16 protein-coding genes are annotated in these 24590 nt (G+C 72.3%); 10 read left to right on the forward strand and 6 right to left on the reverse strand.

Features of this window, described 5'->3' with window-relative positions; genetic code table 11:
* Positions 1-227: 227 nt before the first annotated feature.
* On the reverse strand, positions 228-3527 hold the full coding sequence (locus GCG21_RS11235; RefSeq protein WP_370517467.1) for an SNF2-related protein: 3300 nt from the start codon (positions 3525-3527) through the stop codon (positions 228-230).
* A gap of 36 nt (positions 3528-3563) precedes the next feature.
* Here GCG21_RS11235 and GCG21_RS11240 point away from each other — a divergent pair, with 36 nt between their 5' ends.
* A complete protein-coding gene (locus tag GCG21_RS11240; RefSeq protein ID WP_152909776.1) occupies positions 3564-4019 on the forward strand; it encodes a nucleoside triphosphate pyrophosphohydrolase family protein in 456 nt (151 codons plus the stop codon).
* A gap of 56 nt (positions 4020-4075) precedes the next feature.
* On the opposite strand, the gene GCG21_RS11245 is transcribed toward GCG21_RS11240, so the two are convergent.
* Positions 4076-4699, reverse strand: coding sequence for a trans-aconitate 2-methyltransferase (locus GCG21_RS11245; RefSeq protein WP_152909777.1), 624 nt, complete (start codon positions 4697-4699; stop codon positions 4076-4078).
* A 214-nt stretch (positions 4700-4913) separates the two neighbouring features.
* On the opposite strand from GCG21_RS11245, the gene GCG21_RS11250 reads away from it, so the two are divergent.
* From GCG21_RS11250 to GCG21_RS11265, 4 genes are all read left to right on the forward strand, one after another.
* On the forward strand, positions 4914-5792 hold the full coding sequence (locus GCG21_RS11250) for an ATP-binding cassette domain-containing protein (protein ID WP_152909778.1): 879 nt from the start codon (positions 4914-4916) through the stop codon (positions 5790-5792).
* Positions 5789-7729 carry a YhgE/Pip domain-containing protein gene (locus GCG21_RS11255; protein WP_152909779.1) on the forward strand — a complete coding sequence of 647 codons (1941 nt, stop codon included), beginning with the start codon at positions 5789-5791 and terminating at the stop codon, positions 7727-7729. The genes GCG21_RS11250 and GCG21_RS11255 overlap by 4 nt, the downstream gene beginning before the upstream one ends.
* 110 nt (positions 7730-7839) lie before the next feature.
* Entirely contained in the window at positions 7840-10125 is a 2286-nt protein-coding gene (locus GCG21_RS11260; protein WP_152909780.1) for a circularly permuted type 2 ATP-grasp protein, read from the forward strand.
* The gene (locus tag GCG21_RS11265; RefSeq protein ID WP_194165054.1) at positions 10118-11068 is read left to right on the forward strand and encodes a transglutaminase family protein; all 951 of its coding nucleotides are present in this window, start codon (positions 10118-10120) and stop codon (positions 11066-11068) included. The genes GCG21_RS11260 and GCG21_RS11265 overlap by 8 nt, the downstream gene beginning before the upstream one ends.
* A 189-nt stretch (positions 11069-11257) precedes the next feature.
* Here the strand turns inward: GCG21_RS11265 and GCG21_RS11270 are convergent, their stop codons facing one another.
* The 3 genes from GCG21_RS11270 to GCG21_RS11280 form a co-directional block, all read right to left on the reverse strand.
* Positions 11258-13054, reverse strand: a complete 1797-nt coding sequence (locus GCG21_RS11270) for a copper-binding protein (RefSeq protein ID WP_227993696.1) — start codon at positions 13052-13054, stop codon at positions 11258-11260.
* A gap of 160 nt (positions 13055-13214) precedes the next feature.
* Entirely contained in the window at positions 13215-17219 is a 4005-nt protein-coding gene (locus tag GCG21_RS11275) for a ThuA domain-containing protein (protein ID WP_370517468.1), read from the reverse strand.
* A gap of 54 nt (positions 17220-17273) precedes the next feature.
* Complete coding sequence (locus GCG21_RS11280) at positions 17274-18281, reverse strand: multicopper oxidase domain-containing protein (protein WP_227993698.1); 1008 nt, start codon at positions 18279-18281, stop codon at positions 17274-17276.
* 521 nt (positions 18282-18802) lie between these two features.
* On the opposite strand from GCG21_RS11280, the gene GCG21_RS11285 reads away from it, so the two are divergent.
* On the forward strand, positions 18803-19795 hold the full coding sequence (locus GCG21_RS11285; protein WP_152909783.1) for a hypothetical protein: 993 nt from the start codon (positions 18803-18805) through the stop codon (positions 19793-19795).
* A 248-nt stretch (positions 19796-20043) separates the two neighbouring features.
* Here the strand turns inward: GCG21_RS11285 and map are convergent, their stop codons facing one another.
* Positions 20044-20811 (reverse strand): type I methionyl aminopeptidase, encoded by a 768-nt coding sequence (gene map, locus GCG21_RS11290; RefSeq protein ID WP_153879005.1) that lies wholly within the window; start codon positions 20809-20811, stop codon positions 20044-20046.
* Between the two features lie 905 nt (positions 20812-21716).
* Between map and GCG21_RS11295 the strand changes: the two genes are divergently transcribed.
* The 4 genes from GCG21_RS11295 (at position 21717) to GCG21_RS11310 (ending at position 24553) form a co-directional block, all read left to right on the forward strand.
* Positions 21717-22142 carry a (deoxy)nucleoside triphosphate pyrophosphohydrolase gene (locus GCG21_RS11295; RefSeq protein ID WP_305071545.1) on the forward strand — a complete coding sequence of 142 codons (426 nt, stop codon included), beginning with the start codon at positions 21717-21719 and terminating at the stop codon, positions 22140-22142.
* A 143-nt stretch (positions 22143-22285) separates the two neighbouring features.
* Positions 22286-22891, forward strand: coding sequence for a TetR/AcrR family transcriptional regulator (locus GCG21_RS11300; RefSeq protein ID WP_153879007.1), 606 nt, complete (start codon positions 22286-22288; stop codon positions 22889-22891).
* 57 nt (positions 22892-22948) lie between these two features.
* A complete protein-coding gene (locus GCG21_RS11305) occupies positions 22949-23722 on the forward strand; it encodes a dienelactone hydrolase family protein (RefSeq protein WP_152909785.1) in 774 nt (257 codons plus the stop codon).
* Positions 23723-23728: 6 nt separating this feature from the next.
* A complete protein-coding gene (locus GCG21_RS11310; RefSeq protein ID WP_152909786.1) occupies positions 23729-24553 on the forward strand; it encodes a DUF2993 domain-containing protein in 825 nt (274 codons plus the stop codon).
* Positions 24554-24590 lie beyond the last annotated feature (37 nt).

The raw sequence follows: 24590 nt of genomic DNA on the forward strand, positions 1-24590 counted from the left end.
CGCGACCGTGCGGAAGTCGTCACGCAGGCCGATCCCGGGCAGGGGCGCCTCGTTCACCTCGATGGATTCCTCGGCGGGAAGCCCGCCTCCCGAGGAGAACGTGCCGGGCATGAGGCCTCCAGTAGAGAACGGTCACGCGCCGCATGTCGGCCGGACGCGACGCCGCCATGCTACGCCTCGCCGCCGCGCGATGGTGGGCCGGGCGCGCTCCGGTCCGGCGAGCGGCGTCAGTCGAAGAGCCCGCGCACGTCCTCGGCCGTGAGTGCCCGGGCGAAGGGCTCCTCCGAGTCCATGACGGCGGAGAACAGGGCCGCCTTCCTGCGCTGGAGGGCCATGACCTTCTCCTCGATCGTGTCCTCTGCCACGAGCCGGTAGACCATGACGTTCTTCGTCTGGCCGATGCGGTGCGTGCGGTCGACGGCCTGGGCCTCGGTCGCGGGGTTCCACCACGGGTCGAGCATGAACACGTAGTCGGCCTCGGTCAGCGTGAGCCCGAAGCCGCCGGCCTTGAGGCTGATGAGGAAGACCGGCGCGGCCCCCGAGCGGAACTCCTCGATCACCTTCGGCCGCGAGCGCGTAGATCCGTCGAGGTAGACGTAGTCGATCCCGAGCGCCTCGCAGCGGTCCGCGGCCATCCGCAGGAAGGACGTGAACTGGCTGAAGACCAGTGTCCGGTGCCCCTCGGCGACGATCCCGGGGAGCACCTCGGCCAGGGCGTCGAGCTTGCTCGACCCCAGGCCGGCATGCTCCGGGGCGATGAGCTCCGGCGCGAGGGCGAGCATGCGCAGCAGCGAGATCGATCGGAACACGATGAAGCGGTTGCGATCGAGGTCCTCGACCAGGTCGAGCACCTTCTGCCGTTCCCGCTGGAGCGTCGTGTCGTAGAGCTGACGATGCCGGGCGGACAGGTCCACCCGGATCACCTGCTCCTGCTTCGGGGGCAGCTCCCGGGCGACGGCCTCCTTCGCGCGGCGCAGCATGAACGGGCGCAGCCGGCGGCGCAGCCGGTCGAGCCGCTCCGGGATCGCGCCCGATTCGATCGGGCGCACGTACTCCTCCCGGAACCGGCGCGCCGACGGGAACAGGCCCGGGGCGGTGAGGGAGGCGAGCGCCCACAGATCGGTCAGGGAGTTCTCCAGCGGAGTGCCGGTGATCGCGAGCCGGAAGGGTGCCCGGATCCGGGCGATCTCGCGGTGGGCGCGGGTGGCGGGGTTCTTCACGAACTGGGCCTCGTCGAGCACGAGGCCGCTCCAGTCGGCGGCCGTAAACTCCTCGGCGTCGAGCCGGGCGATCGCATAGGAGGTGACCACGAGGTCCGCGCCCGCGACCTCCTGGGCGAGCGAGGTGCCCCGCTTCCCCCGGGTGGCGGTGATGGCCCGCGCCTGCAGCTGCGGGGTGAAGCGCGCCGATTCGTTCAGCCACGTGCTCACGACCGAGGTCGGGGCGATGACCAGGAACGGCGGATCCACCTGCCCGCCGGCGGCAGCGTCGCCGCCGGTGCGCGCGTGGGCGATGAGGCTGAGGGTCTGCAGGGTCTTGCCCAGGCCCATGTCGTCGGCGAGGATCCCGCCGAGGCGGTGCCGCCACAGGAAGGCGAGCCACCGGAAGCCGTCGAGCTGATAGGGCCGCAGCACGGCCCGGACCGAATCCGGCTGCGGCCGGGCCTCGATCGAGTCGAGGTCGCGCAGGCCGGCGACCGACTCGCGCCAGCTCCGGGCCTCGACGGTCTCGTCGGCCAGGTCCTCGAAGTCCGCCCACAGGTCCACCTGGTAGCGGGAGAGGCGGGGCCGGTCGGGCTCCCATTCGGGCAGCGCCTCGGCCTCGGCGAGGAGCTCGCGGAGCTGGTCGAAGGCGGGATGCTCGAGTGAGAAGTAGCTGCGGTCGACGAGCAGGAGCTTCTTGCGGCCCCGGCTCAGCGCCTCGAACAGCCGCACGAACGGGATCTCCCGGCCCTCGACCGTGATGAGGAAGCCGAGGTCGAACCAGTCGGTGCGCTCGGTCTCGACCGTCGTCACCGTGACGCTCGGCTCGCCCGTCAGCTCCTCGAAGGCCGGGCGCCGCCCGAGCACCTCCACCTCGAGGCCGGCCTGTCGTTCGAGGGCGGGCAGGATGCGTGTGGTGAACTCGGCCGTGGACACGTCCGTCAGCTCGTGGGTGGCGCGCCCGGTGCCCCCGGGCCACAGCGACTCGGCCACGGCCACGAGTTCGGCCTCGCGGGCACGGTCGCGCGGCCCCGCGAGCGCGGACCCCGGCGCAGGCCCCGATGCAGGCCCGGGCTCCGGCTCGAAGGGCAGCAGCCGGGGCGGGTCGTGGTAGTGCCACTGCCACGTGAGGGTCACCCGGTTGCGGGAGCGGAAGGCGGCGGCGAGCCGGAGGGTCGCGGGCTCGATCGGCGGCAGCGTCACCGCGTCGTCGCCGGAGCGCACGGGCATGGCCGACCGCAGCCGCGGATAGTAGGTGGCGTAGAACTCCGGGACGTCCGCCGGCGGGATCTCCAGGGCGCCGGCCTCGACGAGCCGGCGCTGCTCGGCACCGAAGGGGGTGGCCGTGGGCGTGAGGACGACGCGGACGGAGCGATCCTCGAGCCGCGCCGCCCACAGGCCGTGGTCGCCGATGGGCGACCAGGTCGCGAGCTCGCGCCCCTCGACGCCGACCCGAGGCTCGAGGCGCAGGCCGCCGTGGGAGCCGGGCAGCGCCGTCCATTCGACCACCGCGCCGGCCCCGGCGGCGACGGAAACGGTCACGGCGCGGTCCATGCCGACGAGCTCGATCCCGGCGTGCTCGGCGTCGGCGAGGAGGGTCCACAGCAGCGGGCTCCGGAAGTCCGCCAGCGGCAGGCCCTCGGTGTCGACCCCGGCATAGCTCGTGCGGGTCGCGTCGTAGAGGCCGAGCAGCTGGCTGAACCACAGCAGCTGGTCGGGATCGAGCGAGAGCCGGTGGATCTGGTGGGCGAGCGTGCGCCAGGTGAGGTTGCCCTTGATCCAGGCGCCGGACTTGCCGCGGCGCAGCGGGCGCACCGTGAGCGCGAGGGCCTCCCCCGCGGCGACGAGCTCGCGCACCGGGCGGACCGAGGCGAACCGGTCGGCGCGCAGCGCGAATCCGAGCGCGAGCGGGGAGCGGTCGCGCGCCTCCGCCCCGCCGATGCCCGCGAGCCGGCCGCGCCAGGAGTCGGCGATCGCCCCCTCCCCACCGGCAGCATTCGAGTCGGGGCCCGGGCCCGACTCGAGCGCGCGCCAGTGGCAGCTGAGCATCGTGGCCACGGCGTGCTTGCAGGCGGAACCCACCGGGCAGCTGCAGGCCATGAACGCGGGCGACCAGGCGCCGTCCCCACGCTCGAGATCGACGCGGCAGCGGTACGGCGCGGCCGAGTTGCCGAGGACGACCGAGGTGAGCACGCCGTGCTCCGAGGACCAGGTCAGGCCCGCGACGGCGCCCTGGCCGGCGTACTGCTCGCCGCGGTCGAAGCTGCCGCGGTCGACCCGGGCGCGCACCGCGTCGACGTCGATCAGGGGCAGGGGGTCGGCCACCCGGACATGGTCTCACGGTCCCCCTAGGCTGGCACCATGACCGATCCCGCCGATCTCGTGAGCCGCTTCCACGCCACCTACTCGCTGCCGGTGCGGCAGGGCCCGCCGACGGCCGACCTCGAGCGGATCCACCTGCGCATGGCGCTCGTCGCGGAGGAGTTCGCCGAGCTCGTGGGGGCCGTGTACGGCGAGGCGGCCGAGGCCGGGATGGTCGAGGCGTTCGAGCGCGCGCGGGCGGCGGACGCGGGCACGCGCGACGTGGTCGCCACCGCCGACGCACTCGGCGATCTCGTGTACGTGATCTACGGGATGGCGCTCGAGTGCGGGATCCCGATGGACCGTGTGCTCGCGGAGATCCAGGCCTCGAACCTGTCGAAGCTCGGAGCCGGCGGCGAGCCGATCCTGCGCGCGGACGGGAAGGTTCTCAAGGGGCCGGACTACTTTCCGCCGCGGATCGATCGTGTGCTCGCCGAGGCCGCGGATCCGAGCTGACGCCCGCCGGTATCACGAGTCCTGACCGGCTCACACGTCCCGTCGGGCTCACCCTGTCAGCGGGGTCGGCCGCTCCGCCCGCGCGTGAGGACGGCGACCAGGAAGCCGCTCTCGGGCGTGAACGGGCGTAGGTCCCAGCTCTCGTAGCGGCTCTCGACGTCGAGGCCGGCGGCGCCGACGTCGGTGAGGAAGTCCTCGATCAGGTAGCCGCGGCCGGCACCGAAGCCGGTGGCGATCCGCCCGCCGGGGGCGAGCTGGTCGCGCAGCCGGGAGAGCACGCCCACGCGGGTGCTCGGCGCGAGGAAGGGCATGACGTTCCCGGCCGCCACGATCGCGTCGAAGCCCGCCGGGACGCCGGCGGCCGGCAGGTCGAGCTCGGCCAGGTCGCCGACGATCCAGGTGCCGCCGGGGTGGTCGGCGCGGGCCGCCTCGATGAGGACCGGGTCGACGTCGACGCCGACGACCGTGTGCCCCTGGGCGAGGAGGTGCGGGGCGAGCCGGCCCGAGCCGCAGCCGGCGTCGAGGATCCGCGCGGCCCGTGGCACGAGGGCGTCCACGAGCCGGGCCTCGCCGGAGACGTCCTCCCCGGCGGCCGCCTTGGCGCGGAACCGCTCGACGAACCAGCGGGAGTGATCGGGGTTCTCGGTGACAATCGTCTCCCAGCGCGACTTCTCGACCATGCCCCTCAGGCTACGGCGCCCGTGCACGCACGACCGGGCGGAAGGTCCCATCGGCCGCACCCGGCAGCTACCCGGTACCGTCGGTACGGGGAACTGTGCCCGGAACCACACCGCTCCTTGCCCCGACCCGGCCCACACTCGCGTGCTCCCGGCGTAGATTCGTGCGGTCCGTAGTGCTCAACCGGCGCCGGCGCGCCGTTCGAGGAGTGTGCCCATGTCCCCCGAGTCTCCCGCCGAGCCCACCAAGCCCACCGAGCCCACCGAGCCCACCGAGGCGATCGGGCCGGATTCGCCGACCGAGGCGAGCGCGCCGACCGTAGCGAGTGCGCCGACCGAAGCGGATGCGCCGGCTGAGCCCACCGACCCGACCGAAGCGGATGGGCCGGCCGGGCCGGATGCGCCCACCGAGCCGGAGGTACCGGCCGAACCGGACGCACCGGTCGAGCCGCAGCCCGCCGTCCGGCTCGAGGGGGCCGGACTGCGCGGCGGCCGCGGCTGGGTGTTCCGAGACGTCTCGTTCACGGCGCACACGGGCACGATCACGACCCTGACCGGCCCCTCGGGCAGTGGCCGCTCCACCGCGCTGCTCGCATGCGCGGGGCGACTCGACCTGACGACGGGGAGCGCCGTCGTCCATCCGCCGAGGCGGCGGGTGCGCGATCACGTGAACGTGGCCCGGATCGCGGGCGTGATCGGGCTGGATCCGCAGCTGAGCGTCGCCGACAACGTGAACGACGCCGCCGACTGGGCCCGGTTGCGACGGACGCAGGCCCGGGATCTGCTCGCCACCTGGCGCAGCCGCCTCGACCTGCAGTTGCCCTCGCGGCTCCCGGCCGGCGAGCTCGCCGCCGACGAACTCACGCTGCTGCACCTGCTGTGCGCCACGCTCGGGAACCCGCGGGCGATCGTGCTCGACGACTTCGACGCCAACCTGACGATCCCCCAGATCGCGCGCCTGTGGAAGCTCACGGCTCGGGTCGCCGCGGGCCGCGTGAGCGCGCCGTCGGCCGTGATCGTGAGCACGGTGGCCGCGCTGCCGCCGGCCGGGGAACGAGTGATCCACCTCGGCGACGCGAACGGAGCGGCCGCATGAGAACCCTGCGCCTGGCGATGACCGAGATCACGCGCCATCACCGCCCGCTCCACCGCCTCGCGGTGCTCTTCCTGCTCATCGTGCCGAGCCTGTACGGCGCGCTGTACCTGTGGTCGAACTGGGACCCGTACGGGCGCCTCGACGATGTGCCGGTCGCCGTGGTCAACCACGACGTGCCGGTGACCGTCGACGGCACCGAGGTCGCTGCCGGGGACCAGCTGGTCGAGAACCTGTTCGCCGACCCCGTGTTCGGGTGGGAGCTGACCGACGAGGCAAGCGCCGCCGACGGGCTCGCCCGGGGCGACTACTACCTGACGATCACGATCCCGGCCACGTTCTCCGCGGACCTGGCCTCCGGGGCCGAGGGCACCCCGCGCCGGGCGGTCGTCGACATGCGCCGCGACGACGCGAACGGCTTCGTGGTCGGCATCATGGCCGAGACCGTGCAGAAGCAGCTGCACGACCAGATCAACTCGGCCGCCACCCAGGCCTATTTCGAGTCGGTCTACGGCGATCTCGACGCGCTCCGCGGCGGCCTCGTGCAGCTTCAGGACGGCGCCCACGACCTGGCCGCGGGCCTCACCGACGCCGTGGACGGCTCGGCGGAGTTGGCCGGCGGGCTCACCGACGCCGTCGACGGCTCGGCGCAGCTCGCCGACGGGGCGGCCCAGGTCGCCGACGGCACCCAGCAGATCGCGGACGTGATCAACCCGGTCGCCGACGTCATCGCCCCCGCGATCCCGGGGATCGCCGCCGAGTCCGAGGACCTCGCGGGCAGTGCCGCGGAGCTGACCGGCCTCGTCTCCGGTGCCGGTGACACGCTCCACTCCCGCACCGAGGCCGTGACCGGCGCCCTGACCGACTACCTCGCCGCCCATCCGGAGGCGGGCGAGGACCCGCTCTTCGCCGCCGTCACCGATGCGGCCACCCGGGTGGAGGAGCGCACCGGCGAGATCGCCGGCGTCGCGGACGACGTGGACGAGGGGGCCCGGACGATCCACGACGCGACCCGCGAGATCGTGGCCGCCGCCCCGAACCTGCAGGCCGAGGTGACCGACGGCCGGGCGCGGATCAACGACCTCAACGACGGCGCCCACCAGGTCGCCGACGGGGCCGCCGAACTCGCCTCGCAGCTCCGGCCCGCACGCGACGGCGCGGGCGAGCTCACCGCCGGGCTCGCCGAGGCCGGTCCGGGCTCGGCCGACCTGGCCGCGGGGGTGGACCACCTCGTGGCCGCCGTGCCCGCGCTCGATCCGCAGACCCGGGAGGCGAACGCCCAGATCCTGGGGAACCCGACCGAGGTGAACCTGGCCGTGGACAACCCGGCGCACGTGTACGGGCGCGGGCTCGCGCCGTTCTTCTTCGCGATCGCGCTGTGGGTGTTCGGGATCGTCGTGTTCCTCGTGCTGCGTCCGACCACCGGGCGGGCGCTGGCGAGCCCGGCGAACCCGGTGCGGATCCAGCTCGTGGGCTGGCTGCCGATCCTCGGGCTGGGGCTCGTCGGCTCCTATCTGCTGCTGGCGATCTCGTGGTTCGCGCTCGGCCTCGATCCGGTCGACCCGGCCGGATCAGTGCTCGTGGTCACCGTGACCGTGGCGCTGTTCACCCTCATCGCCCACCTGGCCCGCAACGCCCTCGGGCTCGTGGGATCCGCCGTGCTGCTCGTGCTGCTCATGCTGCAGCTCATCTCCTCCGCAGGGATCTATCCCGTGGAGACCCTGCCCGGGCTGCTCCAGGCGATCCATCCCTACCTGCCGATGAGCTACGTGGTGGACGCGTTCCGGATCGTGTTCACGGGCGGCTCCGGGGCCAAGCTCGCCCAGGACCTGGCGATCCTCGCCGGCCTGGCCGCGGTGGTCTTCGCCGCCGGGTCGCTGCTCGTCGCCCGCAAGCGCACGTGGTCACTGCTCACGGTGCATCCGCCGCTGGCCGAATGACCCGCCCCGAGCGGTGGAGGCCGATCGCCACTCGGCTGCGGTTCCACCGCTCGGAGCGTAAAATGCGGGCAGGAGAGGCGGCGTCGTCGCAGCCACGCGAAGGGGAGGCCATGACCAACCTTCTGGCCGCATATCAGGCCGGCACCCGGCCGCCGGCGGCCGCGCACGACGAACTGCTCGACGCCAGCGCCGCGGCCCGGTCCGCCTGGGACCTGCTCGCCACCGACCCCGGGCTCTCCTCCCCGGCCGCGCTCGCCCAACGGCAGGCCGACCTGACCGGGATCCTCGTGGAGGAGGGGGTGCGGGCCGGGGTCGCCGACATCCGCGACTGGACCCTCGACCCGCTCCCGGTCATTCTCGACGAGCAGGAGTGGCAGCACCTGGCCGCGGGCCTGGCCCAGCGCGCCGAGCTGCTCGACGCGATCCTGACCGACCTGTACCGCGAGCGCCGGCTGCTCACCGAGGGGGTGCTGCCGGCCGAGCTCGTGCTCGGCCACCCCGGGTTCCTGCGGGCGGCCGACGGGATCAGGGTGCCCGGCCCGCACCAGCTGTTCATGACCGGCAGCGAGATCGCCCGGCGCGACGACGGCACCTGGCTCGTCACCGAGATCGGGACCGACCTGCCCCGGGGCCTCGGATTCGCCCTGACGACCCGGCGGGCGGTCTCGCGGGTGCTCGCCGAGGGCTACCGGCACATGCCGATCCGCCGCGTCGGGCCGTTCTTCCGCACGATCCGCGACTCCCTCGGCGCCCTCGCCCCGCACGGCGCGAAGCGGCCCCGGATGGCGATGCTCGTGCCCCAGCCGCCCGGGCTCGACCAGTTGCACCTGGCGGACGCCCTCGGCCTGCCCGTGGTCGACGCCGGCGACCTGCACATGGCCGACGGGCGGGTGTGGATGCGCTCGGTCGGCGACATGGAGCCGGTGGACGTGCTGCTGCGCCAGGTCGACTCCGCCCGCAGCGACCCGGTCGACCTGTACAGCCAGTCGGTCTCCGGGGTGCCCGGCCTGCTCGAGGCGGCCCATCACGGGGCCGTGAGCGTGGTCAACCCGATCGGATCGGCCGTGCTGGAGAACCCGGCGCTGCTCAGCTACCTGCCGGCCGCCGCCCGCACCCTCCTCTCCCAGGAGCTGCTGCTGCCCTCGGTGCCCACGCACTGGTGCGGGGAGCGGGAGATGGGTTCGCACGTGATCGCCCACCTGCACGAACTCGTGGTCACGTGCACCTCGACCGGGCACCAGTACCGGGGCTGGGAGCTGAGCACCGCCGAGCGCACCGATCTCGCCGTGCGGATCGCGGCCATGCCCCACGACTGGGTGGGCCAGGAGCCGGTCGAGCTCGCGACCACCCCGATGCTCGGACCGCTCGGGCTCACCCCGGCCGTCACGAGCATCCGCACGTTCACCGTGGCCACCGCCGCCGGGTTCGAGGTGCTGCCCGGGGGCGTGGCCACGACGGGGCCGCTGCCCGGCCGGCTCACGGGCTCGGGGCATGCGAAGGACGTGTGGGTCCTGTCCGCCACCCCGCCCGACGACGCCCTCGAACCCGGGCTGCTCACCGGCCCGATCCCGCTGAGCGCCGCCTCGGCCGGGAGCCTCTTCCGGTTCGGCGTGCTGCTCGAGCGCACCGAGGCCCAGCTGCGGCGCCAGCGGGCCGCCGTCGAGGACGAGGCCGCCCTGACCGGGCTCATCGACGCCGCCCCGGAGGCGACGGCCGCCGCCCTCGGGCGCCTCGGCCGGGCCGCCCAGGCCGTGCGGGAGCACCTCACCCCCGAGGCCTGGCGCACCCTCACGATGCTCGACGAGCCGGGCGCGATCGCCGACCGGCTCGTCGCCATGGCCGCCTTCTCCGGGGTGCTCGCCGAATCCGTCGTCCGCGACGACGGCTGGCGCGCGCTCGATATGGGACGGCGCCTGGCTCGCTCCGAATTCCTCGTCACCTCCGTCGCGGCCGTGCTCGTCACGCCCGCCGACTACTCGCTCGAGGCGGACCGGATCGCGGCCCTCGCGCGGATGCACGACATCGCCCTGTCGCATCGGCGTCAGAGTCACGAGCACCCGCCGCTGCCGGCGCTGCTCGACCTGCTGCTGGCGGACCGCACGAATCCGCGCTCGCTCACGTATTCGCTCGAACGTTTCGGCGAGGACCTCGAGCGGCTGCCGCGACCGCACGAGGCGAGCGGCGTCGTCCAGGAGCAGCTCTCGAGCATCCTGCGCGAGCTCACCCGGGAGATCGACGGCGCCTGGCTCGCGGAGGCGGACTCCACGGGGCGGCTGCGCCACCTGGAGGACCTGACCGAGTCGGTGCGCTGGCGGGTGGGGGCGCTCATGAGCACGCTCGACCGCTGGTCGCCCGCGGATGCGGTGCTGTGGTCCGGGGGAGGCGACGATGACTGAGGGCGTCTTCTTCGCCATCACCCACCGTGCGGATCAGCGGTACCGGCGGCCGGTCACCTCGGCGTACGGGCGGTTGCTGCTCACGCCCCGGGCGGGCGGCGGGCAGCGGGTGCATGCGGCCGCGGTGACGATCGATCCGGAGCCCGATCGGCGGCAGGTGCGCCGGGACTTCCACGGCAACATGTCCACGTTCATCCAGCTGACCCAGCCGTACGACCGGCTGACCATCTCGGCCGAATCGATCGTCGAGCTGACCCGGCGCCCACCCGACCCCGCCTCGCTGCCGCGGCTGAGCTGGGAGCACACGGCCCAGGCGGTGCGCACCGTGCTCGACGCGGAGGGGACCGGCCACGCGGGCAGCGTGAGCGCGGCGCTCGCCGTCGCCGAATCACGACTCGGCTCCCCGCTCGTGACGCCGAGCGAGGAGTTCCGGGAGTTCGCGGCGCCCTCGTTCCGGCCCGGGCGCCCACTGGTCGACGTCGCGGGGGAGCTGAGCATGCGGGTGGCGGGCTCGGTGCGGATCGTCCCCACGGCCCGTGCGGGCCCGCAGGGTGCCTCGACCGCGCTGCGGGAGGCGACGGGCACGGTGAACGACGCCGCCCATCTGCTCCTCGCCGCGGCGCGGTCGATGGGGCTCGCGGCCCGGTATCTCACGGGCTATCGCTTCGATCAGGCCTCGGGCGCCGGCGAGCTGCACGCCTGGGCGTCGCTGTGGGTGCCCGGGGGCGGGTGGATCCACGTGGATCCGAGCCGGGGCGGGTTCGTCGACCTCGACTACGTGGCGCTCGGCTGGGGTCGGGACGCCTGGGACGTACTGCCGCTGCGGGGGGTGGCCTACGGCTCGGAGCTCGCGGGACGCCCCGAGGTCGAGGTGACCATGCGATCCCTCGGCCCGGAGGAGGCGGCCGAGCTCGCCGTCGGGGTGCGCACGGGATCGCGGTGAGGCCGCCCGGCACGGACCTCGAGACCCCCGGCCCGGGCATGGGGCCGGGTCGAGACTCCGGGTCGAGACTCCGGGTCGAGGTTCCGGGCATGGCGACGGGGTGGCAGCGGAGCGCCGCTGCCACCCCGTCGTCACGGCCCGCTCAGGGCGACCCGGGTGAGCCAGGGTGAGCCCGGGTGAGCCAGGGGCCTAGCGGCCGATCTGCGAGCGGGCGGCGGCCCGCAGGATCGCACCGACCTCCCGCTGGGTGAGGATCCCGTCGTCGGCGAGCGGCCGAACGACGTCACCGACATGACGCACGAACTGGCCGTGGTTCTCGTAGTCGCCGGCCTCGTCGATGAGATCGTTGATCGTGCACCCGTCGCCGAGGTCGGCGTTCGCCACCCCGGTGTCGATGCCGTCGATCGTCACGGTCGCGCGGCCGTCCGGGCAGTCGCCGGGCTCGCCCTCCTGGACGATCGTGAAAGAGACGCCACCCTCGGCGGTGTTGCCCGCGACGTCCGTGGCCCGGTAGTCCACCGTGTGCCCGCCGACCTCGGTGACCGCCACGGGTCCGTCATAGGCGAGGAACTCCCCGCCGTCGAGGCTGTACTCGACCGCGTCGACCCCGGAGCCCTCGTCCGTGGCCGTGATGGCCACCTCGACCGAGCCGACGTAGTCGCCGTCGTCGTTCCGCTCACCGGCCACCTCGGCACCGACCTCCGGAGCGGTCGTGTCCGGGTCCGGCCCGGCCTCCTCGACGATCGTGAACGAGACGCGACCCTCGGCGGTGTTGCCCGCGACGTCCGTGGCCCGGTAGTCCACCGTGTGCCCGCCCGCCTCGGTGACCGCCACCGGCCCGTCATAGGCGAGGAACTCCCCGCCGTCGAGGCTGTACTCGACCGCGTCGACCCCCGAGCCCGCGTCCGTGGCCGTGATGGCCACCTCGACCGAACCGACGTAGTCGCCGTCGTCGTTTCGTTCACCGGCCACCTCGGCACCGACCTCCGGAGCGGTCGTGTCCGGGTCCGGCCCGGCCTCCTCGACGATCGTGAACGAGACGCCGCCCTCGGCGGTGTTGCCCGCGACGTCCGTGGCCCGGTAGTCCACCGTGTGCCCGCCGACCTCGGCGACGACGACCGCCATGTGGTAGTGCGTGTATTCGCCGCCGTCGAGGCTGTACTCGATCGCCGCGACCCCGGAGTCCGCGTCCGTGGCCGTGATGGCCACCTCGGCCCAGCCGACGTAATCGCCGTCGTCGTTCTGCTCACCGGTCACCGCCGCGGCGACCTCCGGAGCGGTCGTGTCCGGGTCGGCGTCCTCGACGATCGTGAACGAGACGCTCCCCTCGGCGGTGTTGCCCGCGACGTCCGTGGCCCGGTAGTCCACCGTGTGCCCGCCGATCTCGGTGACCGCCACGGGTCCGTCGTAGGCGAGGAACTCCCCGCCGTCGAGGCTGTACTCGACCGCGTCGACCCCCGAGCCCGCATCCGTGGCCGTGATGGCCACCTCGGCCGAGCCGAGGTAGTCGCCGTCGTCGTCCTGCTGACCGGTCACCGCCGCGGCGACCTCCGGAGCGGTCGTGTCCGGGTCCGGGTCGCCTCCGTCGGCGGTGACGACGAGCTCCCCCACCATCATCCCGTGGCCCGGGATCACGCAGTGATATCGGTACGTCCCCGGGGTGAGCGTGATCTCCGCCTCGTAGTAGCCGCCGTTCTCGTCATAGGGGTTGGCGGTGATGTTCAGGTCGACGTCGTGGTTGTAGCCGGGCGTGGTCGTGTCGAAGGTCAACGTGTGCGGCATCCCGGTGGTGTTCCCCGCCGCCCGGCTGTTGTCGAAGATGACCGTGGCGGTGCCGGCGACCGCCGTGGCGGGTGCGGAGAGGTACTGCGTCACGCTGTTGCCCGCGGTCCAGGTGAGGACCTGCTGCTGAGCGGTCGCGGCCGTGGGCACGATGAACAGGCCGATCATCGCACTCAGGAGGCCGATGACGAGTCGCCGAAGCACTCCCCAGCTCCTGGCCCGGGGGCGGAAAGAGGTCACGTGGTGGAACATGAGAGCGGTGCACCTTTCAGATTGCGGCGTGCTCAGAGGCAGGGGGCCGGTGCGGCGACAGTTGCTGCGCGCCGCACCGGCCCGAGATGGCGCCCCGGCGTGGGGCGATGACCTAGGACAGGTCCTGTACGCGGATGTTGCGGAACTCCATCCGGTCGCTGTTGCTGTGGTTCTGCAGCCCGATGAAGCCACGCTCGAACTGGCGCAGATCCGTGGGCGGGTCACCGGCGCGCGAGGACTCCTTGCCCGGAGCGTTCTCGAACTCGTTGATCACCACCCCGTTCCGAACGATCGTGTAGTGCTGGTCCACGACGCGGATCTCGTAGTCGTTCCACACGCCCTTCTCGGTCAGACCGGCGTCCTCCCGCGCGACGGGCTCGAAGTTGTACACCGATCCCGTCTTCTGCGGTTCCCCGGTCGGTCCGTCGTAGAGCTGGATCTCGTGGCCACAGCTGATGGCCACCCAGGCCTGGGACTGCCCCCGACCGCATTCGGGCTGGTCCTGCGCGGTCGGATCGGGGAAGCGCACGAACACCCCGCTGTTGGCGTAGGTCGTGCCCTCGGAGACGTCTCGGAACTGCAGCTTGAGCGAGAAGTCCTCGAACTCCTCCGCCTCGTACCAGAGCATCCCCAGGCCGCCCTGTGACAGCAGCGATCCGCCCGGGAGCAGCTCGAAGTGGCCGCCCGGTGCCTGCCGCCAGCCGTCGAGCGAGGCCGAGGTCCCGTCGAAGAGCCAGCGGTAGCCGGCGTCGCCGGGGGTGCCGACGTCGGAGCGGGCGGCGCCGTTGGTCAGCCGGCCGATGTCGCGGCCGCTGATCACGTCGTTGTCCCGCAGCTGCCGGATCACGTCGTTGACGTGGCGGATGAACGCCCCGTGGTTGTCCCATTCGCCCTCGTCGTCGATGAGGTCGGCGATGGTGCAGCCGCCGAGGTCCGTGTTCGTCACGCCCGTGTCCTCGTCGCCGATCCACACCGTGTCCCGCGAGTCGGGCACGGCGCACTCGATCACGGCGTCCGTCCCGACGGTCTCGACGGTCCCGTCCGCATAGGTCACGGTGAGGGTGACCTCGTAGGAGTCGACTCGGTCGTAGGTGTGGCGCGGGTCGGCCTCGGTCGAGGTGGTGCCGTCGCCGAAGTCCCATTCCCAGGCCACGCCGCCGGAGCGGGATCCGTTGAACTGCACCGTGAGGGGGCTGCTCTGGATGCTCGTGGCCGTCGCCGCGGGCGCCGGGGTCGCCGGGCCGCCCGTGTAGACGATGCGGATGAGCTTCTGGTTCTGGTGCAGGGTGAAGAATCCGCTGCCGTAGTCGAGCATGTACAGGGCGCCGTCCGGCCCGAACTCGGCGTCCATCCAGCTCTGCAGCTGGTTGTCGCCTCCGCCGGCGCGGATGATCTGGCGCAGGTCCTCGGCGAAGACCGGCGGTGCGGCCTCGTCGACCGCGTCCGGGTCGACCGTGATCGCCATGCGGTTGTTCGGGTTGGACTGGTCGCCGATGAGCCACTTGCCCTCCCAGTACTCGGGCCAGGCGATGTCGCTGCCGGAGTCCACCTGCGAGGACCGGTAGGTCGGGCCGGACATGACGGCCTGGCCCCCACCACGCAGGTAGGGCTCGCTGTAGGTGGCCTCGTCCTCCTCATAGCTGGGGACGCCGTTCTCGTCCCGGGGGAAGTCCGGGCCGCCCCCGCTCGGGGAGTACCAGATCATGTTGTCGCGCGCGTCGGGGATGTCGACGAGGCCGGTGTTGCGGGGCGAGTTGTTCTCGAGGTCGTCGCAGTCGTACCAGTCGGTCAGGATGCTCGCGTCCTCGTTGCTGCGGTCGCGGTACGGCTGACGATTGCCCATGCAGTAGGGCCATCCCTGGTTTCCTGCCGAGGTGATGATCGTCGCCGTCTCGTACTTCGCGGGTCCCAGTTCCGGATCCGGCAGGAAGGCGTCGGGTCCGACCCAGGCCGCCGTGAGCCAGTCGGTGTCCGCGTCGATCTGGATGCGGGAGGGATTGCGCACGCCCATGACGTAGATCTCGGCGCGGGCCTTGTCGCCCCCGCCCTCCTCGCCCGTGAACAGGTTGCCCTCGGGGATCGTGTACGTGCCGTCCTCCTCGGGGTGGATCCGCAGGATCTTCCCGTTGAGGTTGTTCGTGTTGCCGGCGGTGCGGCGGGCGTCCTGGAAGGAGATGCCGGCGTACTCCTGGGTCCAGTTGTTGCCCGAGTAGCCGCTCGAGCCCTGGGAGGAGTTGTTGTCCCCCGTGGAGACGTACAGGTTGCCGTCGTCGTCGAACGCCATGCCGCCGCCCGCGTGGCAGCAGCTGTGGATCTGCGTCTGCCATTCGAGCAGGTCGACCCGGGTGTCCTGGTCGATGGTCACGTTCTCACGGTCGTAGGTGAACCGCGAGACGGTCCGCATTCCGGTGCGGTTCTCGGTGTCGATCGAGTCGTAGGGCATCCAGTAGACGTAGAGCCAGTCGTTCTCCGCGAAGTCCGGGTCGGGTTCGATCCCGAACAGACCCTCCTCGGTCTTGACGAGCTCGCCCCCGCTGCCGCGGTTGCCGAACACGTCGAGCACCGTGAGCAGCGTGGCCTCGCCCGTGTCCGGGTCCCATTGGTGGATGGTTCCACAGCCGAGGCCCACGTTCTCCGCGTCCCAGGACGGGATCGCCCCCGTGGCGCAGGCGCCGCGGCCGACGTAGAAGACCGTGCCGTCGTCCGTCGTGACGAGGCCGTGGGGCTCACCGATCTGGTCGAGCTCGCCCGGGCTGTTCTGCGTCGTCAGTCGCTCGATCTCGTAGTTCGAGCCGATGGTCGCCTGGCAGTCGGCGCGGACGATCCCGGTCGACCACTGGATGGCACCGAGCAGGTGGCTGCGGAAGCCGTCCTCGGAGTAGCTCTCCGCCGTGCCGCCCATCCCCGTGTAGAAGGACCGGCCGCCGTCGTAGTCGCGGCACCAGGAGATCGGGTGGAACGCGCCGTTGGCGGTGTCGCCGGCGTCGTAGTCCCATTCCTGCACCTGGGCGATCGTGTGCACCTGGCCGATCGGGTTCGTCTCCCAGTTGTACCACTTGTCGGAACGGGTCCAGTTGAGGGGAAGGCCCTCGTTGGCCACGTGCCGGCGGTCGACGACGTTGACCGTCGCCTCCTGCGTGGGCACCTCGACGTCGGGCGGGTTGACGGCCTCCTCGGTGAACAGGAGCCAGTCGGCGAGCTGGGTCGCCGACTCCCCGCCGTTCTCGCGCACCTCGAGCTGGAAGTACTGGTATTCCGTGCTGTTGTCGATCTCGTAGCTCTTGCGCAGGAAGCGTTGGGAGAAGTCGTCACTGCGGGTGTCGAGGTCGGTCCAGCTCTCACCGTCGGTGGAGCCGCGCACCGTCCAGGCCCCCGGGTCGCGACCGGGGAAGTCGTTGGCGGAGACCATCGCATACTCGGTGATGACGGCGGGCTCGACGAGCTCGTAGGTGACGGTCGCGACGTCGTCGAACGCGAGCCACTTGGTGTTCTCGTCCCCGTCGGTGAGGTTCGCGGCGGTCTCCCGCGGCGGGTTCTCGCCGGTGGCCGTGACGTCGGCGACCTCCTCCGGGGTCGGCCGGATGCCCGCGGGGCGGGCACCGACGAGGCCGGTGAACCACTGCGAGCTCTCCTGGGCCTTGGCGGCGTCGCGGATGCCGAGGAAGCCGCCGCCGTCGTTGATGAACTCCTCCAGCGCGCCCTCCTGGTCGCCGTCGAGTTCGCTGCCCACGGCCGAGAGGAAGACGACGCCGCGGTAGCCGTCGAGGTTCTCGTCGGTGAAGTCCGCCGGGTCGCTCGTGGAGGTCACGGAGAAGCCCTTCGCGGCACCGAGCTCGGCGATCGTGTTCGCCGCTTCGAGCACGGGGTCGTCCTGCTCGGCTGGGTCGCCGTGGAAGACGAGGACCTCGACGTCACCGGTCGGCGTCGCCTCCTCGTTCGCGGTGACGACGGCGTCGCCGGACCGGGCCGCCTCGGCCTGACCGGGCGGGCCGGCGATGGCGGGGGCGACGCTCATGGTGGCCATGAGCGCGGCGCTCGCGGTGAATATGCCGGCCTGCTTGAGCCGGCGGGCTCGGCCAGCAGGGCTGCTGGCGGGTGGTCGTGGTGTCGTGCTCACTTCTCCCCCTTTGGAGTAGGTCATCGCCGGCCGGGTGGCCGGAGGCCGAGCTCGTCAGTTGCCGTGGCCCCCCTCGTGTTCGTGGAATCGGTCGATGGCGGCCTGGGCGCCCGCGGGCATGCTTCCGTCCTCGTTGCGCACGAGGAAGACCCCGGCCATCCCGCCGTCGGAATGGAACTGGACGTGGCAGTGGTACATCCACGCGCCGGCTCCGACGCCCTCACCGGCCACGACCTGGAATCCGAAGGACGAGCCGGGGTTGAGGTCCTTGTTGTCGATGACCTCGCTCGAGTCCCGCGGGCCCTCGAGATATCCCGTGCGGGTATTCGCCCACCGGTGGGCGTGCAGGTGGAACGTGTGGAACATGTCGCCGTGGCCGATGCAGATGAACTCGACCGTCTCGCCGAGGCGCGCCTCGAACATCGGGGTGTGCGGCGCCGACGCGTTGTTGATGAGCATGCCGTTGAACACGACCGTGAACTGCCGGTCGGGCAGGACGTCCCCGCGCCGGCGCACGATGAGCGCGCCGTAGAGTCCCGCCTGCAGGCCTCCCGTGCCGTGCGGGGTGCCCATCGCGTGGTCGTGATAATGCCAGTAGCCCGCGCTACCGGGGCGGCTCACCCGGCCCATCGACGTCTCGGTGGTGGTCCGCCAGACGTAGGTGCGGGTCTCGCCGGGCCCGTTGAAGGAGTCGTTGAACGGGGAGCCGTCCGACGTGGTCTCGTACAGCACGCCGTGCGGATGGATCGAGAGCGACCGGTCGGTCGTGTTGACCAGCGTGATCTCCATCGTGTCGCCCTCGTACATCTCGAGCACGGGGCCGGGGATCGTCGCCTGCCCGGGCGCCAGGCCGTAGCCGACCCGACCATCGCCCAGGTCCTCCGCATACATCGTGATCCGGTGGGTCTCGCCGGCGCCGCGGCCGCCCGGTGCGGCGAGGGCCGACGTCCCGGTCAGCGCCACCGCCGCGGGGGTGAGCACTGCCGCCGCGGCCCCGGCCAGCATCGTCCGGCGAGGCAATCCGCCCGGGAGGGGGCGTGGACTCGCGCTGTCTTCGGTCATGGTTCTCCGTCCGGCTTGCACACCAGAACTCCCCACGCCTGACGCGCTCCCGCCTGCGGCGCCGCTGAGGACGACGTCGGCACGGCTCACTCGGCTCAGAGGCATCGGCGCGTGAGCGTGTGAGGGGGTTCACTGATTGGTCGCTACGTTAGACACACTTCTGAGATCGGTCAAGCAAAACCTAACAAATAGACGAAGGTATCTAAGCCTTGAGCCATCCGAACATGGGAATCACTCCTTCGTCTTCTGTTCGCGGTTATACCGAAAGGGCTTGATGTTTTTCGTAATAGGCGCTTGACTCTCTCCCGGGGGTTGCCCTGACAGAGTCGTCGTCCATGGAAGAAGTCGCAGATGCGAGCAGCGAGCGTGCGCACGATGCGCATGGCGCGCACGGTGCGCATCGGTCCGGCGCAGCTCGTCGATGAGCGGCCTCGTGCACGGCGGCACCCCCCGTCCGCCCCCAGCGCGCGCGTGATCGACGGTGCGCGTCCGGGCATTCCGCCTCGACACAAGGAGTAGACATGAAGAAGAGACTGACCACGGTGCTCATCGGAGGAATGGCGATCGCCGGATTCGGCGCCGTCGGGCCCGCGCCCGCCCAGGCCGCGCTCACCACCCACTGCGTGGGCGAGGCCGACGGGGTGACCGTCCCCGGCGACCTGCTCGTTCCCCGCGGGAAGGCGTGCTCGCTGACCGACATCACCGTCACGGGTGACGTGCGCGTCGCCGCCGGTGCCGACCTCGTCGCCGACGGCCTCACCGTCGAGGGCAGGATCGTCGTGCAGAGCGACGGCTACCTCGACCTGACGGGATCCACGGTGGCGGGCAATGTGGTCAACCGCGGATCGTTCGGGGTCTACCTCGACGACACCGACGTGAGGGCCTACACGGCCACCGCGAACGTCAACCCCGACACGTTCCTGTGGACCGACGAGGCCGAGTTCTCCGGCCGCATCGCCGCCACCGGAGGTTCGTTCCTGCTGGAGAGCTCCACCGCCGATCGCGCCGTGCAGACCACCGACACGCAGTACACCGACATCATCGACTCCGTCGTGGGCGGCACCCTGACGGTCACCGGCGCCCAGTTCGGGGCGATGGTCTGCGGCAGCGAGGTCGACCGCCACGCGACCTTCGCGAGCACGGGCGTGGGCGTCCAGCTCGGAGCCGGCGGCGCACTCGCCGACTGCGATCTCGGCCCGAGCGTCTGGGGCGGGAACGTGCTCGTCTCCGGCACGACCGGTGCCGTGCAGGTCTCGGACAACATCATCCGGGGCAACCTCGACGGCACCGGAAACGACTCGGTCACCGCGAGCGACAACCGTGTGCGCGGCGACCTCAAGGGCCAGTTCGCCGAGCAGGCGGCCCGGCCCATGATGCGGATGCAGCTCGACGCGGCACCGACCCTCGAGCGCGGCGACGCCTCGGCCGAGCGGGACGCGCTCGAGCAGCTGCGTGACGACCGGCTCGGGATCGCGGAGCAGCTCGCCGAGGAGGCGGGCCCCGCGAATCTCTGATTCGCCCACGCCGCACGCGTAGCGCCGGGCGCCGCCGCCCGGCGCTACGCGTACAGGTGAAGCCGCCGCCCGGCGCTACGCGTACAGGTGCACACGGCCGGCCCAGTGAGCACAGTGGGCCGAGCGAGCCGAGCGAGCCGAGCGAGCCGAGCGCGAGATTCTGCACGGGTCAGCGCAGCACATCTGCACGGAATCCCGCGCCCGGACGCGCGGGGGTAGCGGACCGTCTCGAGCAGCGCCCTTCGGACTCAGTCGCGGGCGGTCAGCACGACGGGTCCGTCGTGGGTGATGGCGATCGTGTGCTCGCTGTGCGCGCCGCGCGACCCATCGGCGCTCCGCAGGGTCCAGCCGTCGGCGTCGGTGAAGAGCTCCGCCGTGCCGATCATGAACCAGGGCTCGATCGCGATCGTCAGGCCGGGCCGGAGCGGCAGGCCGCGCCCGGCACGCCCGTTATTGGGGATGTGCGGCTCGCCGTGCATCGTGCGCCCGACGCCGTGGCCCCCGAAGTCGGTGTTGACGCCGTAGCCGTAGTCCGCAGCCACCGCACCGATCGCGGCGGAGATGTCGCCGACCCGCCTGCCCACCCGGGCGGCCTCGATCGCCGCCTGCAGTGCCTCCTCGGTCGCTGTGATCACGCGCTGGTCCTCGGCCCGCGGCGCGCCCACGATCATGCTCACGGCCGAATCGGCGACCCAGCCGTTCAGCTTGGCCGCGAAGTCGACCGAGAGCAGGTCGCCGTCGGCGAGCGTGTAGTCGTGGGGCAGCCCGTGGAGCACGGCGTCGTTGACGGAGGTGCACAGCACCTTGCCGAACGGGCTGGCGCCGAAGGAGGGGTGGTAGTCGATATAGCAGGACTCCGCGCCCGCCTCGCGGATCATCCGGTGCGCCAGCGCATCGAGCTCGAACAGCCCGACCCCGACGGCGGCCTTCTTCAGGAGGGCGTCCAGCACGGAGGCCACGAACGCCCCCGCGGGGCGCATCTCGTCGATTTCGGCCGGGGTCTTGAGTTCGATCACCGCACCACTGTATCCGGGAGTGGGTCGACGCAGCGCTCAGGGCCGGCCCCGGACCCCACGGACCGGCGGGCCCCACCGGATGCGCCGGACCGGTCGACCCGGGCGTGACCGGTCCCGGCCAGGGCCGTCGGTGTTCGACGGTGGGCGTTGCTGTTCGATCCAGGCCGCACCCGGGGGACCGGTGGGGCGACTGGGGAGGCAGGGGCTCCCGTGACTCGACGATCGACCAGGCGGGCTCCATCCACAGGGCGTGTCCACAGGCCTGGGGATAACCCTGTGGAGGATGTGGACAGCCCGCCCTCGTGCCGCCCGCCGCCACCGCCGCCGCGCCGGTCCGGCCGGCGCTCCGCGGCCCCCGCCGGTCACCGATCGATATACCAGAAAATGGCCGTGGGCATTTTCGCGCGGGAATTCGCCGATTCGACAGAATCTGCCGCGCCCGGGTCGACGATTCCGCCACGCTGCCCACGGCGTGACGCACTGGGGCCGGCCACCCGCACCAGGCGGGCCGCGCCGCCTCCTGTCATCGACGAGTCGGCCGCGTTCCGTTCGTTTATCCACAACCGGGTCGGGCCGTTGTCGATCGAGGGCGCCCTGCCCGCCGACGCCTGTTGGCCCCGCCGAGGCCTGTCGACACTGCCGGCACTGCCGGGCTCGGTCCGATCGCATCGTGCCGACCGGACGGCGCCGACGCCCCGGCCCCGCTGCCGGACGCCCCGATTCACCACATTCGCACCGCCCCGTCACGGCCGCGGATGGGCAGGCGGCCGTCCGCGCACCCGCGGCTGCGTGTTCGCACGCTGGATTCGACGCCGTGTCCCCGTCCGGCCGTCCGCGCACCCGCGGCTGCATGTGTCGACCCCGTTCGCCGCGACCGGGTGGATCCCGGCCCCTATGATGCAGGCGTGATCTCGCCCGATGCCCCGCGCCTCATCGTCGCCGCCGCGATCGTCGACCACCTCGAGCGGCCGCGGACGATCCTCGCCGCCCGCCGCAGCGCGCCCAAGTCCCTCGCGGGACGCTGGGAGTTCCCCGGTGGCAAGATCGAGGCCGGCGAGACCCCGCAGGCCGCCCTTCATCGCGAACTGGCCGAGGAACTGGGCGTCGAGGTGAGCCTGGGCGACCGGCTGCCCGGCCCGGAGTCCGGCTGGCCCGTGGCCAACGGCTACCGCATGCACGTGTGGTTCGCGCGGATCACCTCCGGGGTGCCCGCACCCCTGCAGGATCACGACGAACTGCGCTGGCTCACCCTGCCGGAGGCCTTCTCCGTGCCCTGGCTCGAGCCCGACGTGCCCATCGTCACCGCGCTGCTCGACGAGCTCTCGGCCTGACACCCACGACTGCCCCTGACCCAGGGCCGACGACGACCCGACGACGGTCCGACCACGGGGGGCTCGGTCGCCTCCGCGCACCAGCCTGTCGTCTAGATCACGACTTATTCGGCATTTTCGTCAGGAACTGGCATAGTGGACGCGTGCCCAAGATCATCGGTTCCACCCTCGCAGAACATCGACAGCAGGTCCGCCAGAAGCTCTTCACGGCCCTGGCCGAACTCATGGGCGAACGCGGTTTCGACTCGGTCACGCTCGCCCAGATCGCCGCGCGGGCCAAGGTGGGGCGGACGTCGGTCTACAACCACTTCCCCGACAAGGAGGCGCTCCTGCTCGCGTTCATCGAGCACGAGACCGGTGAGTTCGTGACGAATATGCGGGCGGCCCTCGTCGGCGTGGAGGACCCGGAGGAGCAGCTGCGGGTCTACGTCCGCGCCCAGCTCCTCCTCCAGCACCCCTACCACTTCGCGCCCGGCCCCTCCCTCGCCTCCGTCGTCTCCCGGGACACCGTGGCCCGGCTCGGCGAGCACGTGCGCGAGGTCGCCCAGCTGCTCCGGAGCATCCTCAGCGCCGGGATCGAGCACGGCGGCCTGCCCGAGCAGGACGTGTCCGCCGTCGTACCCCTGATCCACTCGTGCCTGCAGTCCCGCACCCTGCCGCTCAACCCGGTCGAGCGCGAGCAGGCGATCGAGACGATCACCGCCTTCGTGCTGCGCGCGGTCGGGGCGCGGGAGGTCACCGCGGCCTAGAATCGGCACGAGCGGCGCCCCGGTCCGAGACGGCGCCCAGCCGAGCGAGCGAGCCCCATGTCCCAGCCCACCAGCCACGTCCTTCCCCGCCCCGGCGGGGACCTGCCCGTGCTGCGGTGGCACCCCGCCGGCCTCGACACGAGCCCGGCCGCCGGGGTCGTGCTCGTGCAGGAGATCTTCGGCGTCACCGACTACATCCGCACCCGGGCGGCGGATCTGGCCCGGGCCGGCTACACGGTCGACGTGCCGGTCCTCTTCTTCCGCGAGTCGAGCGAGCCCGTGCCCGAGGACGCCCCCGACCTCCTCGAGCGCGGCCTGGCGCTCGCCGCCGCGACCGACTGGGACACGGCCGTCGCCGATACCCGCGCCACCGTCGCGCGCCTGAGCCGCGACCTCGCGGCCGCGGGTCCCGACTCTCCGCCGGTGACGTTGCTGGGCTTCTGCTACGGGGGCGGACTCGCCTATGCCGCCGCGGCCGAGACCGCCGAGACGCCCGCCCCCCGAGAGCCCGCTGAGCACACGGAGCCCCCGGCCTCGGCCCTCGTGTCCTATTACGGCTCGGCCCTGCCCGCGCTCACGGCCGAGCCGACCCTCCGCGTCGAGCGCCCGAGCCTGCATCACTTCGGGACGGCCGACGCCTACGTCCCCCTCGAGGCGGTCCGCGCGATCCGCGAGCGGGTCACGGCCGCCCGCGCCCCGGTCGAGTTCCACCTGTATGACGGCGCGGGGCACGCCTTCGACAATCCGATCCCCCGCTTCCACCACGCCCGCGCCTCCGCCGAGGCATGGCGCCGCACGCTCGTGTTCCTCGATCGCGTGCGGACGGCGTAGCTCGCCATGGCACGGACCCGCGCCCGAGCGACGCGCCGCCGATGGCTCCTCCCGCTCGTGCTCGTCGCGCTCGTGGTCGCCGTGGCCGTCGCCGGGGAGGCGATCGCCCGGGCGCAGGTGCACGCCCGCGTGGCCGGCGCCATCGACAGCGAGCTTCCGGGCTCCACGGGCGTCTCCACCTCACTTCCCGCCCACCCGATCCTCATCGACCTCGTGCGGGGCCGGCTGACCGACCTGGAGATCCATGCCGATCGCGTGCCGCTCGAGTCGGTCCTGGCCGAGCCGTTGAGCGTCACCGCGGTCGACGTGCGGATCGGCTCGGCGAGTCTGACCTCGCCCATGACCGTGCACGACGTCACGGCGAGCGCGACCGTGCCGATGTCCGATCTCTCGGCCCTGGCCGCCGCGCGCCTCGGCCACGGGGGCGTGCTCGGCGACCTCCGCGTCTCCGGCGGGGCCGGGGAGCTCACCGTGTCGGCCCGGGTCGCCGGCGCCCTGCCCGTCGAGATCGCCCTGCGCCCCGAGGCACGGGAGCGGGAACTTCGCCTCGTTCCCACCCGCATGACCATCGCCGGCGCCGACGTCGGGCTCACGTCGCCCCGGCTTGCCGAGTGGGGGATCGATCCGGCCGCACTCGGCGTGCGGATCGGTCTCGACGACGCTCCCCCGGGGATCGAGCTCCGGTCCGCCGAGGTCACCCCCGACGGACTGCGCGTCACGCTCACCGCCGACCGGCTGGTCGCCGACGGCGCATCGGGCGACGGTCACGGGATGACGGGGACGCGGACCCGATCCGCTCCCAGCGCTTCCGGTTACTATGCGCAATCGTGACCTGAGCGAACTTGACAGCGCCGAAACGTCCGATGTT

Origin of the sequence: Pseudactinotalea sp. HY160 (genome assembly GCF_009372055.1) — a bacterium.
GTDB lineage: Bacteria > Actinomycetota > Actinomycetes > Actinomycetales > Beutenbergiaceae > HY158.